The organism is Bacteroides sp. GD17, from assembly GCF_038448625.1.
In the GTDB taxonomy this organism is placed as follows: domain Bacteria; phylum Bacteroidota; class Bacteroidia; order Bacteroidales; family Bacteroidaceae; genus Bacteroides.
Window position 1 is genome coordinate 100,097 of record NZ_JBCEZS010000007.1, and the last position, 15,935, is coordinate 116,031.

A 15,935-nucleotide genomic window follows, 5' to 3' on the forward strand; every position below is an offset into this window, starting at 1 on the left:
CTATAGATTAAAGTAAAGATAATATTATATTTTCCCATTTCTCGAATTCTGCAACATAACAATATTTGTTATCGACCAAATCGTAAGAATATCCCTCAAATCCAAAAGGCGTACTAAGGAAGGGAACACCAGCCTCTATATACGATATTAGCTTAAGTTTTACACCTCCCCCTAAAATATCCGGATTAATATATAAAGCTTCACCTGATAATGGTATATCTGTCCCTATATAATACCCATGACCATAAATATGCATAGAGGGATCATCAAATTCCGATGTTCCTTTTCCCCATAAATGAAACTCAATATCCAACCTCCTCTTGTGGATTCTATAAAAGATTTCTTTTATAAAGTATCGTAATGAAGCTTTTTTATGAGTACTAACTCCTCCATACCATACTATTTTCTTTTTATAAAGTATAGATCCCCGATTAGCATATGCTATATTCATATTAGGCATGAATGCCCATACAACAGCATCCTTTCTACCCGTCATTAATGAATAAAAAGTACGATCTTCTTCTGATAAGAAAATTTTTTCCGCATTGTCATCTTTAAAAATTTCACTCTCTAATTTATAAAAACAATTCAAATTTACATTGAATTTCCAATCAGATTTTAAATTTAACAAACGCTTCCTATCTCTAATTCTAGCATAACAATTATGAAATCGGACTTTTATATATTTATCAGGAAAAAGTTCTCGAATAGCTCTATAAAATATCACTTCATCACAATATATCACATCAAATTCAAAACTCCTTAAAAAAAGTAACTGTTCTTTTTTTATTTCAAGGCTAGGTCTCTTAAAACATAAATTTAGAAAACGTTTTAAAGATTTATATGAAGGCTTCTTTATGATAATATCAGAAGAATGAAAATATGGAATGTCATTCTGATTTGTGTACCAAACCACTAAATCATCTTCATTTGGAAGGAGCATTTTATATGCAAAATCAACAGCTATTCCATACCCGCTATTTAGTCTTGCACATTCGGGAAATAAATACAAATTCATAATTGCAACAGTTTTTGTACCCTCTTCTTACCCGCTTCAAACGAGAAAACGTTTAAATAATCTCTACAAACAGTTAAGGGTTTAACTGAAGTATCCAGCAAATCCTTCAAAGCCAATAAAAAATCCTTTTCAGAAGAATATACTTTAAAATAGTTCTTTCCCAAAAACAGATTATATCCTTTTGCTGAAACACTATGTACTATCACAGGAACCCCATTCCTCAATGCGTCCATAACCCTTAATTTCAATCCTCCTCCAAGTCTTGTTGGACAAATATAAAGTTGTGCTTGTTGAATAATACAATTCATATCCGACGGATTTTCCACTAATTCTACGCCTGCCATTTCTCTACATATTTTTTTTATCTTATTACTTGGATTACGTCCAGCTATAATAATATTATACTCAGGAAAATTACGAATTACCAATGGATATAATTCGCATAAAAAATAAATAATGCCATCTTTTGTTTGGTAATCACATAAACTCCCTGTTATAACAATTTTTTTTGCACGTGAAACTGATGGTATAGAAATAAGTTCCTTTCCTCTATATTCAAAGCATCCAATATACTCTATTTTTACAGAATCCGATAAATCATATATTTTCCTAAATTCACGTTGATCATCTTCGCTTATTGTCAAATTTAAAGAACTATTTAGCAACGCTTTTTTTTCATTTTTATTTATATAAAAAGCAGAAATACCATACAAGGATTCAATTGTTTTAGAATCAAGATGAAAATGTCTTTCTACATTATGATGAAGAGTTATAATACGAACGCCTTTATCATGTAGAAATTCCGCTATATCCCCTAAAATCCCCCCATTCAAAACTACCGTATCAAATGTCCCCAAAGGTAACGAATGCCAATAATCGGCAAAGAAAGAAGAAAAACGATGTAAATGTCCAGTAAAAGGGAAAAATATCTTATTCAAATAAGATCTATCAGGAACTTTAACGAAACTAATATTATCCTTATATGATTTTGGTATTTTACAACAATCAGCCAACATTAGAGTCACATGGCTTGACAAATCAATAAAAGCATCTAAATATGCTCTAGTAGCAAATGCCCCTCCTCCTATCTGAAAAGGGTCCACTCTTGTTATAAACAATAACTTCATAAATATTTTAATATGCCTCTACAGGAAGTTCTTTATTAAAAATTGATTTATATGGAATATAAAGCTCTTTTCTAATTTCAATACCGCTATATAAGCGTCCTAAAGAAACAAATGTAACGAAAAAGAAAATTATTAATTTATTTTTTACATTTTTTTGAAAATAGAGTAAATATGCAAATAGAAAGATATCAAATAAATCAAAATACAAACAAACTCTAGCTAGCTGCTCCGATAAAGGAGCCAATAATATATATAAAAAAACGCCATACATATACACATTAAAAAATCCTCTCACCAAAGGATTTTTGTCCAAGACAGGGCACATGTAGAAAAAATATAAAAAAATGATTACGGTTCTTTTTATTATTCCTCTTATCAAAATAACTTGATGTGATAATTCTACACCGTAGTCTTCCCCCGAAGAAGTTAAATTTATATAATTATTAATCTTATAACCTATTAATCCCCCAATATTACCAAAAAATGAAGATAATAAAGTTTCTAACATAAACGAGAAAACAATAATTATTGCCAAGCCCAATATATAATATCGGAAATTGACTTTCACTTTCCAAAGAAAAACAACTGGTAAAAAGAAAATTGCTGTTCTATGCACGCAAAATGCTAAAACAAGAAAAAGTATAAATTTTTTATTTTCAGATGAAATTATATATTTTACTGCATACATAAGTATAGCCATCGCAATATGTTGACGAATAAAAAAAATCCCCCCTTTTGTTACTGCAAAAAAACATAGTAGACTAAATAATGGATAAACAGAATATTTTTTTATTATTTTACTTATACACAAATAAAAAATCAAAGCTTGTATGCATAATAAAGCTGTATAATTCTCAAATATTACATGGACAATATAGTTTAATAGTACAAATCCCCACTCAAAATTATTAGAGAAATCCAATTTTTGAATAGAAGAAAAGTAATCATAATATGCCTCCCAGTCAGTCCCTCGTTCCCATCGTAAGGTAGCTAGAGCAAATAAAATAAGAAAGAATACAAAATATGATTTATGAGTAAAATTCCCAAAACGTTTATCAAAGATCTCACAAAAAGAAGTAAAACAGATAATCGCAAATAGAAAATATAGCATTAGATATTAGTGGATTAAATATATCTTAGTTTCACACGAATGTAATCCATCCCCCAAAAACATGATCTCATTTGTTTCAAATGATTCAATTCAACGCATTTACAATTCTTCTACAAGCTAAACCATCTCCATAAGGATTTATAGCCTTACTCATCCTCTCGTAAACAACCGCATCGTCAAGCAATAGGCTTACTTCGTCTACAATCTTATCATAATCTGTGCCTACAAGTTTTACAGTACCTGCACTCAATGCTTCTGGTCTTTCTGTGGTATTGCGCATCACAAGTACAGGTTTTCCCAATCCAGGCGCCTCCTCTTGAATGCCACCGCTATCGGTAAGTATAATTGATGATTTCTCCATCAAACATACAAAGCACAGATACTCAAGAGGTTCAACAAAGAAGATATTTCTCAGTCCTTTAAGATTCTCTCCAAATACGTCATAAATAGGCTTACGTACGTTAGGATTGAGATGCATTGGAAAAACAAAATCTACATTCGGATATTTCTCTGTCAAATATTTGACAGCAGAACACATGTAGATAAAACCTTCGCCAAAGTTTTCACGGCGGTGCCCTGTAATAAGAACCAACTTTTTACCGTCTGACAAACGTTCAATATCATATCCTGCTTTAAGAAATGTATCTTTCAGCACATTATTCAAAGCAATATCATTCTTTATCTTATTCACTACCCAAAAAAGTGCATCAATCACCGTATTCCCTGTAACTGTAATTTTGGCTTCATCAATGTTTTCTTGAAGAAGATTCTCGCGACTAAGGGGAGTTGGAGCAAAATTAAAAGTAGCAATACGACTGGTTATCTGGCGGTTCATTTCCTCAGGCCAAGGATTATAAATATTATGAGTACGAAGACCAGCTTCCACATGTCCCACTGGAATCTGCTGATAGAAAGCAGCCAAAGCCGCTGCAGTAGAGGTTGTGGTATCACCATGAACCAAAACAATATCTGGACGTGCCTCTTTCAAGACTTCACGCATACCGGTCAAAACACGAGCAGTTACATCATACAAATCTTGTCCCTGCTTCATGATATTCAAATCATAATCGGGAGTGATCTCAAAGAGATGCAATACTTGGTCAAGCATTTCACGATGTTGACCAGTAACGCATACTATGGTCTCGAACTTCTCCGGATACTTCTGAAATTCTTTCACCAGAGGAGCCATCTTTATGGCCTCGGGACGTGTCCCGAAGACCAGCATTATTTTTCTCATGTTATAAAACTAATTGATTATTTCTTGTAGATGCCACAGAAGTCAAGAATGACTTTCCCGTCATCATAAGGAAGAGACTTAAAAGGAGTATGAGCCACCAGGAATACTACAATGTCAGCCTTTGCATAAGCTTCCTTATAGTCTGTAAGCTTAAAGACATTATGCTCCTGAACATTGGGTTCTACAACCAGAATATCTGCATTATTGCAACTTTGCATTACTTTAGTAGTAATGTATTTGGCAGGAGCCTCACGCAAATCATCAATATCTGGTTTAAAAGCAAGTCCCATCATGGCAATTGCAGGTTGGCGATGGTGCTCCAACTCAAACTTGAGCATAGCATTCTGGACTTTCTCCACACACCAGAAGGCTTTATAGTTATTAATTTCACGAGCTGTGGAGATAATCTTAGACTCCATCGGAAAATTTGCCGTAATAAAGTAAGGATCTACAGCTATGCAATGTCCACCTACACCACATCCCGGCTGAAGGATATTCACACGTGGATGCTTGTTGGCTAAACTTATCAGTTCCCAAATATTGATACCGGCCTTGTCACAAATCAGAGATAATTCGTTTGCAAAGGCTATCTGTACGTCACGCGAAGAATTCTCTGTCAGTTTGCACATCTCAGCCGTCTTACAATTGGTACGATGAAGCCTTCCCTTTACAAAACGACTATAAAATTCAATAGCCTTATCTGTTGAAGCGTCATTCATTCCACCGATTACACGGTCATTATGAACAAGCTCATAAATGACATTACCGGGAAGAACACGCTCAGGGCAATAAGCTATAAAAATATTGTCTTTCAATTCCGGACGTAAATCAAAAATCAATTCTGCCATCTTATCAGTAGTGCCTACTGGGGATGTAGACTCTATAACGTACAAATCACCTTCTTTCAGCAAAGGAATAACGGCACGAGTTGCAGCTTCCACATAAGATATATCAGGTTCATGATTCCCTTTGAAAGGAGTAGGAACAACCATAAAATAAGCATCGCTTATTTCAGGAGTGGTAGAAGCTTTCAGTTGACTGAAAGAAATAACTTCTTGAAGAAGTTCCTGCATACCTGGTTCAATAATGTGCAATTGACCTTGATTGGTCATTGCGACCACCTTAGGATTAATGTCAACTCCGGTTACTTGAATACCATGTTTAGCAGCAATAATAGCTGTGGGTAAGCCAATATACCCCAAGCCCATAAAACAAGCTTTCATCTTTTTATATTAAATATTTAATGATTTAGTATTTCATATGGGGTAGTCATCCAATTTTATAGACTGATATTTAGAGAATTATCCATATTAATCCAACGCCAATTTTAGCGAACTACACATATCGCGCATCATAAACCTATATTTTTGATAATATGTATCCGCAAATTTCTTTGCTTTCTCCACATCGAAATCTAGTATTTTCTGCATGACATAATCCGGAACAGGTGGGGTAGATAAACGATTGATACATGAACTTCGATTTTCCATATAATCAGCTTCAGACAGTATATGGTATATCTTACTTGTTTTTTCATTAGATAGCAATCCACCACGCACGTACCGTGTTCCATAATTATCAAAACTAAAAAACGGTACAGCATTATGAAGAGCGATTACAATCGGATGCATATTATGACCAATATATCCTTTTGAGTATTTAATCAAATAATACCATTCTAACGGAGATAAAGGAAGATCTATTTTCTTTTTGAGTTTATTCTCAAATTTTAATCCGTTTGTAAAAGGCATCGCCACACAGCACAAACCCTTCTCGGCTGCCAATTTTTCTATATGCTCTAACCAGCCGATAGATACTGTACGTGAATCATGAAAACTAAATAGTAAATAATCTTCCGGTAAATCGAATTTCCGAATAATAAAATCTTTATCTAAACTGATATTCATACACACATTATGATTAAATCCAAAAACAGGATCTGGAGTAATAGGAGGATTAATAGCATTTCGGGTCAAAGAACTAAACATCTTTTGTGTCCATACATCTCTTACTGAAACATATTTATAAGATTCAATAGCACCGGATATTTTTTTTCGGGTTTTCTCACCAATCAAATTGAAGGCTGTGTCTTGAGATGACGCTGATATAACAGCTATAGGAATTGGTTTCTTTAAATAATCATTAAATGTTCCCCAAAAAGGATTGGGGAATTTCCTATCTTCTGTCAACTTATTTACAGAAAACAATGTGAGTGTCGGAAATGAAATCCTAGAAATAAAAGGATGACATTGAGCAACTGCATCACTTCCAATAATTACAGCCTGTATACCTTCCATCATTATAACATTTGCTACATCCTCTGCTGTTCTGCAAAGAGAAGTCAAATGATAATACTCTTTTTGAAACTGCAAATGCATCTTATATTGGCATTTTGGAGTCACGTCTCTATAATATTCTTCTAAATCTATAGGCACCCAATTTATAACTAGGACAGATTCAAATTCTTTTTTTAAATATTCTACAGTAGACAATAACTGTAGATTTGCACCAAAATTGCATGCTGCATGATATGCTAATAGTCCAATTTTCATAAAATAATAAGTTGAATATATTAGTTTACAATAGTTTCTTCGTACAATATATCAATTTTCTCAAAACAGCATTGATTATCGAAATAATTCGATTCGGCATATAAATAAGAAATAAAAGAACTTTCAAAGGAATAGATTGCCTTGTTGTATATTTCCACATGATTTTCGTTATATCGTTTTTTTTAGCATCAGCATAAAAATATGGAGTTAATAGATTTTTCTTGGGCCGAACAGTAATATGTCCTCCTCTGATATAACCCGCATTTTTTATGTCAACAAAATCAGCTTTAACCTCTTCAAAAAAAATGTCTGCCTTTTTATTATTCAGCAATAAATAGGAGCGACCATATTTTAACCTCTCAGTATTACCTATATTCTTATTATAATAAGCCCAATCATCACCTAAAGTAAATTCCCCTACTCTTGGAATTTTGCAGAATTGACAATGACGACACGATGGACGTTGTATAAGGTTAGAATGAAACAACTGGTTAAACCAGTCTTTATCATAAGACAATGTGTCTATTTCACCATCTGCATATTTCGTAGTAAATATGACAGGAGCCCATTGAGAAGAATCCCTATAATAAGCAACAATTCGTTTTTTCTTCAGCTCTTCTACCTCTTTAATAAACCTCCGAAAAACCATCTTTGAAGGAATCCCATGACATATCAAATCGCAAGTAATAAGATTTGCATATTCTTTACGAAGAAAGTTTTTCAAACCTGCAACTTGGCAGGGAGTACCTACAAAAAGTACCAACTGATTATTATGAAGGATTTTTTCTATTTTCCGAAAAGTAAAGCCAATATCACTCTGAAAATATTTTGATCGTCTCAATGCATCAAGTTCTTCAAGGCACGAAGCTTCATCATGCCATACATGCTCTAGTCCGTTAGACTTAGCTCCAAAAACAACGCCACCTCTACTTATAATATAATTAGCAAATACTGAAAAAACGCCACCAGAGGATGATTTAAGACAGATATCATAAGAAGCATTAAGGGAATATGATTGTACTTTATAATCCTTTTCAAAACTATATGGCCTAACTGTTGGACAAATTCGATAACATAAACCACAATTAATACATTTATCTTCCTCAATAATTGGATAAGAGAATCCTTTGTCATCTTCTTTTAATATTATACAATTTTGAGGACAAATGTTTTGGCACGCATAGCATCCCGTACAATCATTATGAGAAATTGAACGAACATTCATCTGCACCATTGCACATTAGTTTTTTTCATTTCAGCAGGATTCCCCGCAAAAAGTGTATTTGCAGGCACATCTTTTGTCACAACAGCACCGGCTGCTATTACAGCATTGTCTCCAATAGTAACTCCTTTTAGAATGATTGCTCCTGTTCCTATCCATACATTGTTACCTATACAAATAGGTTTTGCATTCTCTAATTCTTTTCCATCAACAATCAAATGATGAATATCTGAATCTCGAATAATTACATTTTGAGCAATGGTGATATTTTCACCAATAGTAATTTCTTTGGAGCATACAATAGTCGTATTTCGATTAATAAAACCGGATTTAATTTTTAGAACAGCATATTCCATTACAACTATTGTAGAACCAGAATGCGCTGCAAAATCTGTTATTTCAACTCTCCCATTTGATTTGACTAAAAAAGTAGTAGGTTGTGAGAATCCCCATCCTGACCAAACTTTTCCGACCTCAACTTTTCCTACAAATTTATACGAGGCTCCACTTCTCAAAACAAATCTCGTATGCCTATAAATTCTTATATAGGCTTTATTTTTTAAACTGTAATAAATAGATTTCAGAATATTCATAAATATGGCTTTATAATTTCCGCCCATTTTATATACCCCCTGCCAGAAAGATGTACATGGTCACCACAATCATAAACAGGATCTAATGAATCATCATATTGAAAGACTGAATAGACATCAATATATTGATGATTATATAGCAAACACATTTCCTTCAATTTATTATTTATATATTTAATATCATTAGATAAAGAGAGCTTACTTGGAAATATATTCGATAGATAAACTTTAATTCCCATATCCCGTGCATCTCTCAATATCAAGTTATAGTAATACAATATTGTATCATTAGGCTCAGAATTATGAAGATCATTAATTCCTACTTCCATAAAAATAGCCTTAGGCTTCCGATCAAATGCGATATGCCGACGATAATACACTCCACGAGTATCGTCTCCACCTATCCCCATATTAATAAGTCTCAAAGAATCTCCGGGGCTTAAATACTCATTGATTAAGAACTCATTAATTAAAGAATGTCCCAAGAATATAATTTCTTTTTTTCCCTCAACTATTGGAGGTATAGACTTAAAAACTGAACATTTTCTATTATAAGCTCCTGCAATAACCTTCTTACCTGTATTATTACAACTAACAGAACAGAATAAGATAAACATTAATATAAGACAAAAACGTATAGAACTCATATGTGTAACATCTATTTCATAAGTTGTTTAACTAGATTACCTATCTTTTTCGACTGTTCGATATACTGAGGAACTACCTTTTTAAGTTGGTTTCTAATTTCATCTTCATGTTGCATAATCCATTCAAAACATTTCCAAAGATCTGTTTTGTTCTGCAAGTTCTTTATTGAAATAACATATTTTTCTACTTCCCCAAATAAATCTTTTGCAATACCTTTTGATTTTACTGAATACCCCAAAACGAGAGTCGGAATATATGTTGAGTAAGCAGCAATTGATGCATGAGTACGAGCCGTTACTAAAAATTTAAGATGGGAGATTATATATTTTATTTCAGGAGCAGATAAATCTTCATTATCCAGCAAATAAACCCGATCATTATCTACATATTTTTCATATAAAACTTTCAGAACTGATAAATCTGCATTTTTCATAACATGTGGCAACAAAAGAATCCCCATTTCTGTTTTTGCCAAGATAGTATCAATTAAATAATAATAATTGGCTAGTGCAATCTCCTTAGCGTTTGGAGCATACACATTACGTACTATCAGATTACTCAAATTTATCCCTACACAGTCTCTTTTTATTAAAATAGAAGGAAGTTCAGTTTTCTTCGACTCCATTATAAATGCTGGATCAGGACAATAAAAGGCTTTATCACCCGCATAAAGTTGCGACAAATTGCTCAAAGTTTCTGTTTCCCTGATTGTCATAAGGTCAAACCGCTCTATTTCCCTTATAAAATCAGTTGTTACAGATTCTTTATTAAGAGAACAATTATAAAGTAACATTTTGACTTTAGAATGGCGTCTTATCCAATCATGGATTTTATATAGGCTCAAATAACCTCTACCATATTCCACATCATAATTATCTGCACCCATCTCAATAAAGATATCCTGTTTTTTCACTGCTCTATATAGTGGAGAATAATTAAGTGTAAAGGATAGATCCTCCAATCTCAATATTTTAAGACCTTTCAATAAACATCTGATAATTAGCCCTATTTTAGGAAGACTACTTAAATCTCTCAAATAATAATATTGATAATATGGAAGTTCTTTAGTTTTATCTATATGAGGCTGAATAGAAGACATACTTAGTTCTATATTATCCCCAAACTTATCGTACAAAATTTTACCAGTTCCTCTTAAAAGGGCTTCTGTTCCTTTATTAGTAATACCGGCATAAACCGAAATTAAAATTTTCACTTTTCCCATTTTCTATGCAAATAACATATAACTTTATTTTTTAAAAAATCTTTCTCTCCGTTCTCCAAGCCAAACAAATATATAAAAATTAAAACCAGAAGAAAGACTGCCATATCATAAATAATCATCGCTAAAAGTGTCCTAGGTACTATTGAATTAAAAGTGATTGATAGAATAAGAGGAAGAAGGATAACTCCAAATGGTTTCACCAAACAGACCCATACAAAGTTTTTCACTGCAAAATCCATAAAGCCTTTCACAATATATAGTCTGATAATAAACGCTAATATGTAAAAGAACACATTGATAACAAAAACAATTGGAGGTTCATACCCTAGTTTTAAAAAAAGATAAGATACCGGAAGTATCAATAGCAAACAATTCCCGGTATAAAGACTATTTATCTTTAACTTTCCATTAGCTTGAATTAAAGTCATTAAAGGATTACTAAAGGCATTTACAAAACTTGCAATCAAAATTAACCGACAGAACACACATGTATAGGTCGGAACAATACCTAACCAACTCTTTAGTAATACATCGACAGATAGTAATATAGGTATTATTAATACAGATAATAAATAGAATGAGAAACGAACACTTCGATATACCAATTTTAATAGCACCTCTGTAGAACCATCTGCATAATTCTTTATTATCTGTGGATTTAGAGCCATCTGAAAATTGTTGGTAAATCCCATAACCGCACTTTGAACATTAACTGCCAGAGCTCTTGCAGCATTCACTGCCGGACCAAAAAATAAATTCAACAGTATATTAATTCCTTGCAAATAAGATATATGAGCTAGATTAGAATACATACTCCAGCCTATGTACTTAGACATAGACCGCATTGTTGTTGTCTCTATTTTAAAAAATAGTTTATGACATTCAGCAAACTTTTTATAGCAGTATATAATATTCAATACAGCAATCAATCCTGATGACAGCATCATAAGAAAGCTATACAATATCAGCTTATCCTTAGAATAATAAAAAATAGATATTGATAAAATCAATTTAAGCACTACATCAACTACAGCCAAATAGGCAAAGACCTCCATTTTTTCATTAGCTACAATTGTAGCAGAGTATGGCACTGTAATGATTGTGACTACACTCGTAAATATAGAAAACTGATATATGATATTTGCTGCAAAAATACGATCATTAGGTATTACCAGATAATTATTAACAAACCACAAGCCTATAGTTTCAAGTATAAGAAATATAATTAATGCACATACTAAATGTAGAATAAATGTTGCACTAAATACTTTTTTTCGTTCACAAAAGTCACCTATTGCTATAACAACCGAAATATATCTAGTAGAAGAAGACGTTAACGCAGAATTTATGAATGCAAAGCAAGCAACAATACCACCGACAATATTGTATATCCCAAAATCATTTACACCTAAAGCATTCAGTACTATCCGGCTTGTATATAAAGAAATAGCCATAGTAATAAACATGCGAAAATACAACATCAATGTATTTTTAGCTATTCGTTTATTGCTTTCCGATATTCTCGTCATACAAACCATGGATTTATAAACACCTCTAATTAACATAGTAAGCAGAGGGACTTTCACCCCACACTTGGATAAAAGATGTTCATAGAAAATTAAAATATCATAGAGTTCCCTCCTCTATTTCTTCAAAGGGATATGGATTATCTTTAAAGTTCTTCAGTTCTTCAACAATCTCTACTTGTTCAGTAGTCAAAATCGCCTTATCCCAACTATTAATAATTGAATGAGCCTCCTGAAACAGATATTCCTCATAAACCTCTCCATAACAATAAGTCAGCAAACGGATTTTTAACAAAGAAGCTGGAAGTTGCTCCAAAATATTAAAGATGCGATCTAAAACAGCCTGTTTTTTTTGCCCCTTATCCCCATTATCATAAATAGTAGCATTATACCCCATCAAAAGAGCCAAACACAGATTGGCTTCTTCTTCAATATCAGAACCTTTTGCTGAGAATAGAGAATCTGATTTAACAAGAACGTCTTTATTCAGCCGACAAAAATCATCAGAATAAATGGGTCCAGCATCCACATTCAGATACATAAGATCGTGAGCTGCTTGTTGAAGCTCAAGAGCACGAGAAAGTAGAGAATTCATCTTATTGAGTTTTATAATTTGCAAATATGAAATAAGAGAGAAGAGATCCTTCGACAAGCTCAGGATGACAACAAAAAACAAAAATATTTTAAGCTTTGATTATCTTCAGATAGGATTTTGGAACTTTGATGCTCGCCACCAAAACACCTGTAATACGAATAACAACGTATGTTTTATTGGCTTCCGTAGCAATTTCACCTTCAATGCCACTAAATTCCCCTTTGACGACCATAACCTTTTTGCCAATAGTGAGAGGCTCGTTGTCGAAGCAAACACCATCAGGGCTCAAATCCATCACAAACATGAAATCCTGCATTTGCTTATCAGGAACTACCAGCATGGAATGCGTGGAAAGATCCTTCATATAGAAAACTTGAACACCATAAACATTAGGGATATCACAGGCAGACTGTTTGGTGGCATGAATAAAGATAAGACCACGAGCAACTGGAACAACACTACGCTTCCGACGATATTTTAGTTGTGTAACCACAGTACGGGTGGGAAGATAGCATTCTACATCCATTTGCTCCTCCAAATTCAACTTCTCAATACGCTTCTTTACAGCAAACTCCTGTTTACTTAGTGTACGAGCTGCGAACCAATATTTTTGATTTTCAAGCACTTGATGAAGTTTAATAGATAAGTGGAAGTCAGTTTTGGGTACGCTTCGCGGCTCGATCGAGACATTTTGCTCTTTCAAACCGTATCGACAAATAAATGTATATAAAACCGTATAAACGAACGAGTTACAAGCAAAAAGCGTTCAATAAACGTTCGTTTTTTGGGCGTCAAGTTTTCAGAAAAATAAAAGAGGCGTAAAAGTTAAAAAGGAGCGGAAATTAAAGATAGAAATGTTAGGATGCAATATTCTAATATACAATGCATTATAGTATAAAAGGTGCAATCATAGAAATATTTTTATTAAACATTTTGGGAGATTCAAAAAACTGCCTTATCTTTGCGTCCATTAAACGAACGTTTAAAAAACGCCTCCAAAATCAACGATAACTCACTGATATAAAACTAGTTGTATTCAAAAAAGAATCTCCTTTCCTCAACAATTTGCATCCAATCCTTGCTCATTACTACGCAAAAGAGTATTTTCGCCATTCGTGATTTTTTTTCGTCGCTAATTATTTAGCTTAAAAAATATACGAATATGAATAAGAATAGTTATAAAAAGCAGGATAAAAAAAACTGCAAACGTGAACAGGAATAATAGTGAACTAACTTTAAAACAAGATATTAAGAAAAAGAGAGGTCCTAAACGTGGAGCAGATATACCAGGTATTTATCAAGAGCGAGAACGCTTGGAAACACTCCTTCTGGATATGTTCCTGAAAGGAGACATGGGAGTGGATCCGAAAGCCGGACTAGCTACGTTAGAGCGTTTCATTACCGAACGGAAGATATTCGTCACAAAAAGCGGAAAACCTTTATCATTCAATACAATAAAGGATGACTTTACCGAAATTTGGAAAGAATACCTCCGTAAGAAACCAAAGAATAAAAAGAATAAATAATAACAAAACACAGCCAATAATTAACGACGATCAACTTATCATGAAAAGGCTTTATCTTTGCCGCCACTTTAGCAAAGATCAAGCCACAACTGAAAAGATGCCGCTTCCTCAAGAAGAAGGCATCTTTCTTTTTATACCTGATTATCTGCTGAATAAACAACAAATTTATTAACTCAAATTGAACAAAATGAAGAAAATGAAAAAGCCCGCTTCACTTCACGAAGCACTCAAAAATCTATGGAAAATACGTATCATGCTTGAAAAGGGGTACACGGAAACGTGTGCCTCTTGGATGGCAGAAAGAATCGAAAGTCTTATCGACCACATGCAATACGGCTACGCGCTCATAGCCTATCACAAACAGGACGGGACATTCAAACTGGTAAAGGCAACCCTTCGGTTCTACGAAACAAGCTTCCAAAGAGAGTATGACATCACCAAAGTGACAAGCACCATCGTCTACTGGGACGTGGAACTGCAAGCATGGAGAAGCTTCCAAATGGAAAACTTCCTGGAATGGAGACCGATTAATTGAGAACGAAAAGTGAAAAATTAAAAACTAAAAATTAGAAGAAATGGCAATGACGTATGGGGGAATGCTATATTTCCCGTTCAAAGTAAGCTTCATGGACGAAGTACCGATAGAATTGGCAGAAGCTAAATTCGGATTGAAAAGCACAGCAGCAATTATGAAGCTGCTGTGCAAGATACACAAAGAAAACGGATATTACCTGAAATGGGATGAAGAGCAATGCCTGCTCTTCACCAATAAGGCGGGAAAAGACATCAACGAGCAAGAAATGCAGGGTATTGTGGATATACTGGTGGAAAAGGGATTCTTCGACCTGAAAACATACCGGGAACAGCAGGTACTGACTTCCATTGAAATACAGAAAGTATGGCTTGAAGCCACCAAGCGGAGAAAAAGGGACTTACCCTCCCTGCCCTACCTGCTGGTTAAAGCAGAGGGAAGCGAGAAAGATGAGAAAGATAATAAAAGCGATACAGGCAACGAAAACGGGAAAAGCAACGAAAGCAACAATGGCAATGAAAATGCTAATTGTACGCAAGAACAGGGAAATTGCGCACAACATGCAGACAATTCCTCCGAAAATGCATGCAATCCACAACAAAGCAAAGAAAGCAAAGAAAGCAAAGCAAATGAAAGTAGAGCAAACGAAAGTAAAGCACTTCCCCCTCTTACTCCCCCGGGGGAGAACGGAGGAAATGTGACGGGAAATTCTGCCATAGAAATTCCGGGATATGCCTACAACAAACAGACCCATAACCTGGAATGCCTGCTGCTGGACATGGAGCAACTGCACATCAGCAATCTGGACGAGCAGAAAACCATCCTGCGACTGTCAGACTACGGCAGGTTGGGGCACCCCGTATGGAGAATCATCCACGATACACGATGGAGCGTAGTAAACACCAAGGGAAAGTACCTGATCGCAGCCCTCGCCAAGGAGAGAAGAAACGTGAAGGGAACAAATTAACTTCGTGTCGGCCAAAGTATTAATATCGTGTCATACAAGAAACAAATATCGTGTCGGCA

Annotated in this window: 16 protein-coding genes; 3 read left to right on the plus strand and 13 right to left on the minus strand. The window is 34.1% G+C overall.

The features are described from left to right. Positions 1 to 7: 7 nt before the first annotated feature. From AAE250_RS12900 to AAE250_RS12960, 13 genes are all read right to left on the minus strand, one after another. Positions 8 to 1,018, minus strand: a complete 1,011-nt coding sequence (locus AAE250_RS12900; RefSeq protein ID WP_342289029.1) for a hypothetical protein — start codon at positions 1,016 to 1,018, stop codon at positions 8 to 10. Then, positions 1,015 to 2,145 (minus strand): glycosyltransferase, encoded by a 1,131-nt coding sequence (locus AAE250_RS12905; protein ID WP_342289030.1) that lies wholly within the window; start codon positions 2,143 to 2,145, stop codon positions 1,015 to 1,017. Before AAE250_RS12905 ends, AAE250_RS12900 begins: the two co-directional genes overlap by 4 nt. 7 nt (positions 2,146 to 2,152) lie before the next feature. After that, positions 2,153 to 3,256 carry an EpsG family protein gene (locus AAE250_RS12910; protein WP_342289031.1) on the minus strand — a complete coding sequence of 368 codons (1,104 nt, stop codon included), beginning with the start codon at positions 3,254 to 3,256 and terminating at the stop codon, positions 2,153 to 2,155. 85 nt (positions 3,257 to 3,341) lie between these two features. Next, positions 3,342 to 4,493 (minus strand): non-hydrolyzing UDP-N-acetylglucosamine 2-epimerase, encoded by a 1,152-nt coding sequence (gene wecB / locus AAE250_RS12915; protein ID WP_342289032.1) that lies wholly within the window; start codon positions 4,491 to 4,493, stop codon positions 3,342 to 3,344. Positions 4,494 to 4,510: 17 nt separating this feature from the next. Next, entirely contained in the window at positions 4,511 to 5,716 is a 1,206-nt protein-coding gene (gene wecC / locus AAE250_RS12920; protein WP_342289033.1) for a UDP-N-acetyl-D-mannosamine dehydrogenase, read from the minus strand. Between the two features lie 87 nt (positions 5,717 to 5,803). Further along, a complete protein-coding gene (locus AAE250_RS12925) occupies positions 5,804 to 7,045 on the minus strand; it encodes a polysaccharide pyruvyl transferase family protein (protein ID WP_342289034.1) in 1,242 nt (413 codons plus the stop codon). Between the two features lie 25 nt (positions 7,046 to 7,070). Continuing rightward, positions 7,071 to 8,279 carry a Coenzyme F420 hydrogenase/dehydrogenase, beta subunit C-terminal domain gene (locus tag AAE250_RS12930; protein ID WP_342289035.1) on the minus strand — a complete coding sequence of 403 codons (1,209 nt, stop codon included), beginning with the start codon at positions 8,277 to 8,279 and terminating at the stop codon, positions 7,071 to 7,073. Next, positions 8,267 to 8,860, minus strand: coding sequence for a DapH/DapD/GlmU-related protein (locus tag AAE250_RS12935; protein ID WP_342289036.1), 594 nt, complete (start codon positions 8,858 to 8,860; stop codon positions 8,267 to 8,269). The genes AAE250_RS12930 and AAE250_RS12935 overlap by 13 nt, the downstream gene beginning before the upstream one ends. Then, on the minus strand, positions 8,857 to 9,507 hold the full coding sequence (locus AAE250_RS12940; protein ID WP_342289037.1) for a GDSL-type esterase/lipase family protein: 651 nt from the start codon (positions 9,505 to 9,507) through the stop codon (positions 8,857 to 8,859). Before AAE250_RS12940 ends, AAE250_RS12935 begins: the two co-directional genes overlap by 4 nt. Before the next feature lie 11 nt (positions 9,508 to 9,518). After that, entirely contained in the window at positions 9,519 to 10,730 is a 1,212-nt protein-coding gene (locus AAE250_RS12945) for a polysaccharide pyruvyl transferase family protein (protein ID WP_342289038.1), read from the minus strand. Further along, positions 10,718 to 12,259, minus strand: a complete 1,542-nt coding sequence (locus AAE250_RS12950) for a lipopolysaccharide biosynthesis protein (protein WP_342289039.1) — start codon at positions 12,257 to 12,259, stop codon at positions 10,718 to 10,720. Before AAE250_RS12950 ends, AAE250_RS12945 begins: the two co-directional genes overlap by 13 nt. A 97-nt stretch (positions 12,260 to 12,356) precedes the next feature. Continuing rightward, a complete protein-coding gene (locus AAE250_RS12955; protein ID WP_342289040.1) occupies positions 12,357 to 12,851 on the minus strand; it encodes a UpxZ family transcription anti-terminator antagonist in 495 nt (164 codons plus the stop codon). Positions 12,852 to 12,939: 88 nt separating this feature from the next. Then, positions 12,940 to 13,476 (minus strand): UpxY family transcription antiterminator, encoded by a 537-nt coding sequence (locus AAE250_RS12960; RefSeq protein ID WP_342289053.1) that lies wholly within the window; start codon positions 13,474 to 13,476, stop codon positions 12,940 to 12,942. A 583-nt stretch (positions 13,477 to 14,059) separates the two neighbouring features. Between AAE250_RS12960 and AAE250_RS12965 the strand changes: the two genes are divergently transcribed. From AAE250_RS12965 to AAE250_RS12975, 3 genes are all read left to right on the plus strand, one after another. Next, entirely contained in the window at positions 14,060 to 14,377 is a 318-nt protein-coding gene (locus AAE250_RS12965; protein ID WP_342289041.1) for a hypothetical protein, read from the plus strand. 187 nt (positions 14,378 to 14,564) lie between these two features. Further along, on the plus strand, positions 14,565 to 14,912 hold the full coding sequence (locus AAE250_RS12970) for an SH3 beta-barrel fold-containing protein (protein WP_342289042.1): 348 nt from the start codon (positions 14,565 to 14,567) through the stop codon (positions 14,910 to 14,912). Between the two features lie 40 nt (positions 14,913 to 14,952). Further along, complete coding sequence (locus AAE250_RS12975) at positions 14,953 to 15,876, plus strand: DUF4373 domain-containing protein (RefSeq protein WP_342289043.1); 924 nt, start codon at positions 14,953 to 14,955, stop codon at positions 15,874 to 15,876. Positions 15,877 to 15,935: the final 59 nt, after the last annotated feature.

Coding starts and splice junctions, on each gene's coding strand:
- AAE250_RS12900 (WP_342289029.1), bottom strand. CDS start 1,018: ATGAATTTGTATTTATTTCCCGAATGTGCAAGACTAAATAGCGGGTAT.
- AAE250_RS12905 (WP_342289030.1), bottom strand. CDS start 2,145: ATGAAGTTATTGTTTATAACAAGAGTGGACCCTTTTCAGATAGGAGGA.
- AAE250_RS12910 (WP_342289031.1), bottom strand. CDS start 3,256: ATGCTATATTTTCTATTTGCGATTATCTGTTTTACTTCTTTTTGTGAG.
- wecB (WP_342289032.1), bottom strand. CDS start 4,493: ATGAGAAAAATAATGCTGGTCTTCGGGACACGTCCCGAGGCCATAAAG.
- wecC (WP_342289033.1), bottom strand. CDS start 5,716: ATGAAAGCTTGTTTTATGGGCTTGGGGTATATTGGCTTACCCACAGCT.
- AAE250_RS12925 (WP_342289034.1), bottom strand. CDS start 7,045: ATGAAAATTGGACTATTAGCATATCATGCAGCATGCAATTTTGGTGCA.
- AAE250_RS12930 (WP_342289035.1), bottom strand. CDS start 8,279: ATGGTGCAGATGAATGTTCGTTCAATTTCTCATAATGATTGTACGGGA.
- AAE250_RS12935 (WP_342289036.1), bottom strand. CDS start 8,860: ATGAATATTCTGAAATCTATTTATTACAGTTTAAAAAATAAAGCCTAT.
- AAE250_RS12940 (WP_342289037.1), bottom strand. CDS start 9,507: ATGAGTTCTATACGTTTTTGTCTTATATTAATGTTTATCTTATTCTGT.
- AAE250_RS12945 (WP_342289038.1), bottom strand. CDS start 10,730: ATGGGAAAAGTGAAAATTTTAATTTCGGTTTATGCCGGTATTACTAAT.
- AAE250_RS12950 (WP_342289039.1), bottom strand. CDS start 12,259: ATGACGAGAATATCGGAAAGCAATAAACGAATAGCTAAAAATACATTG.
- AAE250_RS12955 (WP_342289040.1), bottom strand. CDS start 12,851: ATGAATTCTCTACTTTCTCGTGCTCTTGAGCTTCAACAAGCAGCTCAC.
- AAE250_RS12970 (WP_342289042.1), top strand. CDS start 14,565: ATGAAGAAAATGAAAAAGCCCGCTTCACTTCACGAAGCACTCAAAAAT.
- AAE250_RS12975 (WP_342289043.1), top strand. CDS start 14,953: ATGGCAATGACGTATGGGGGAATGCTATATTTCCCGTTCAAAGTAAGC.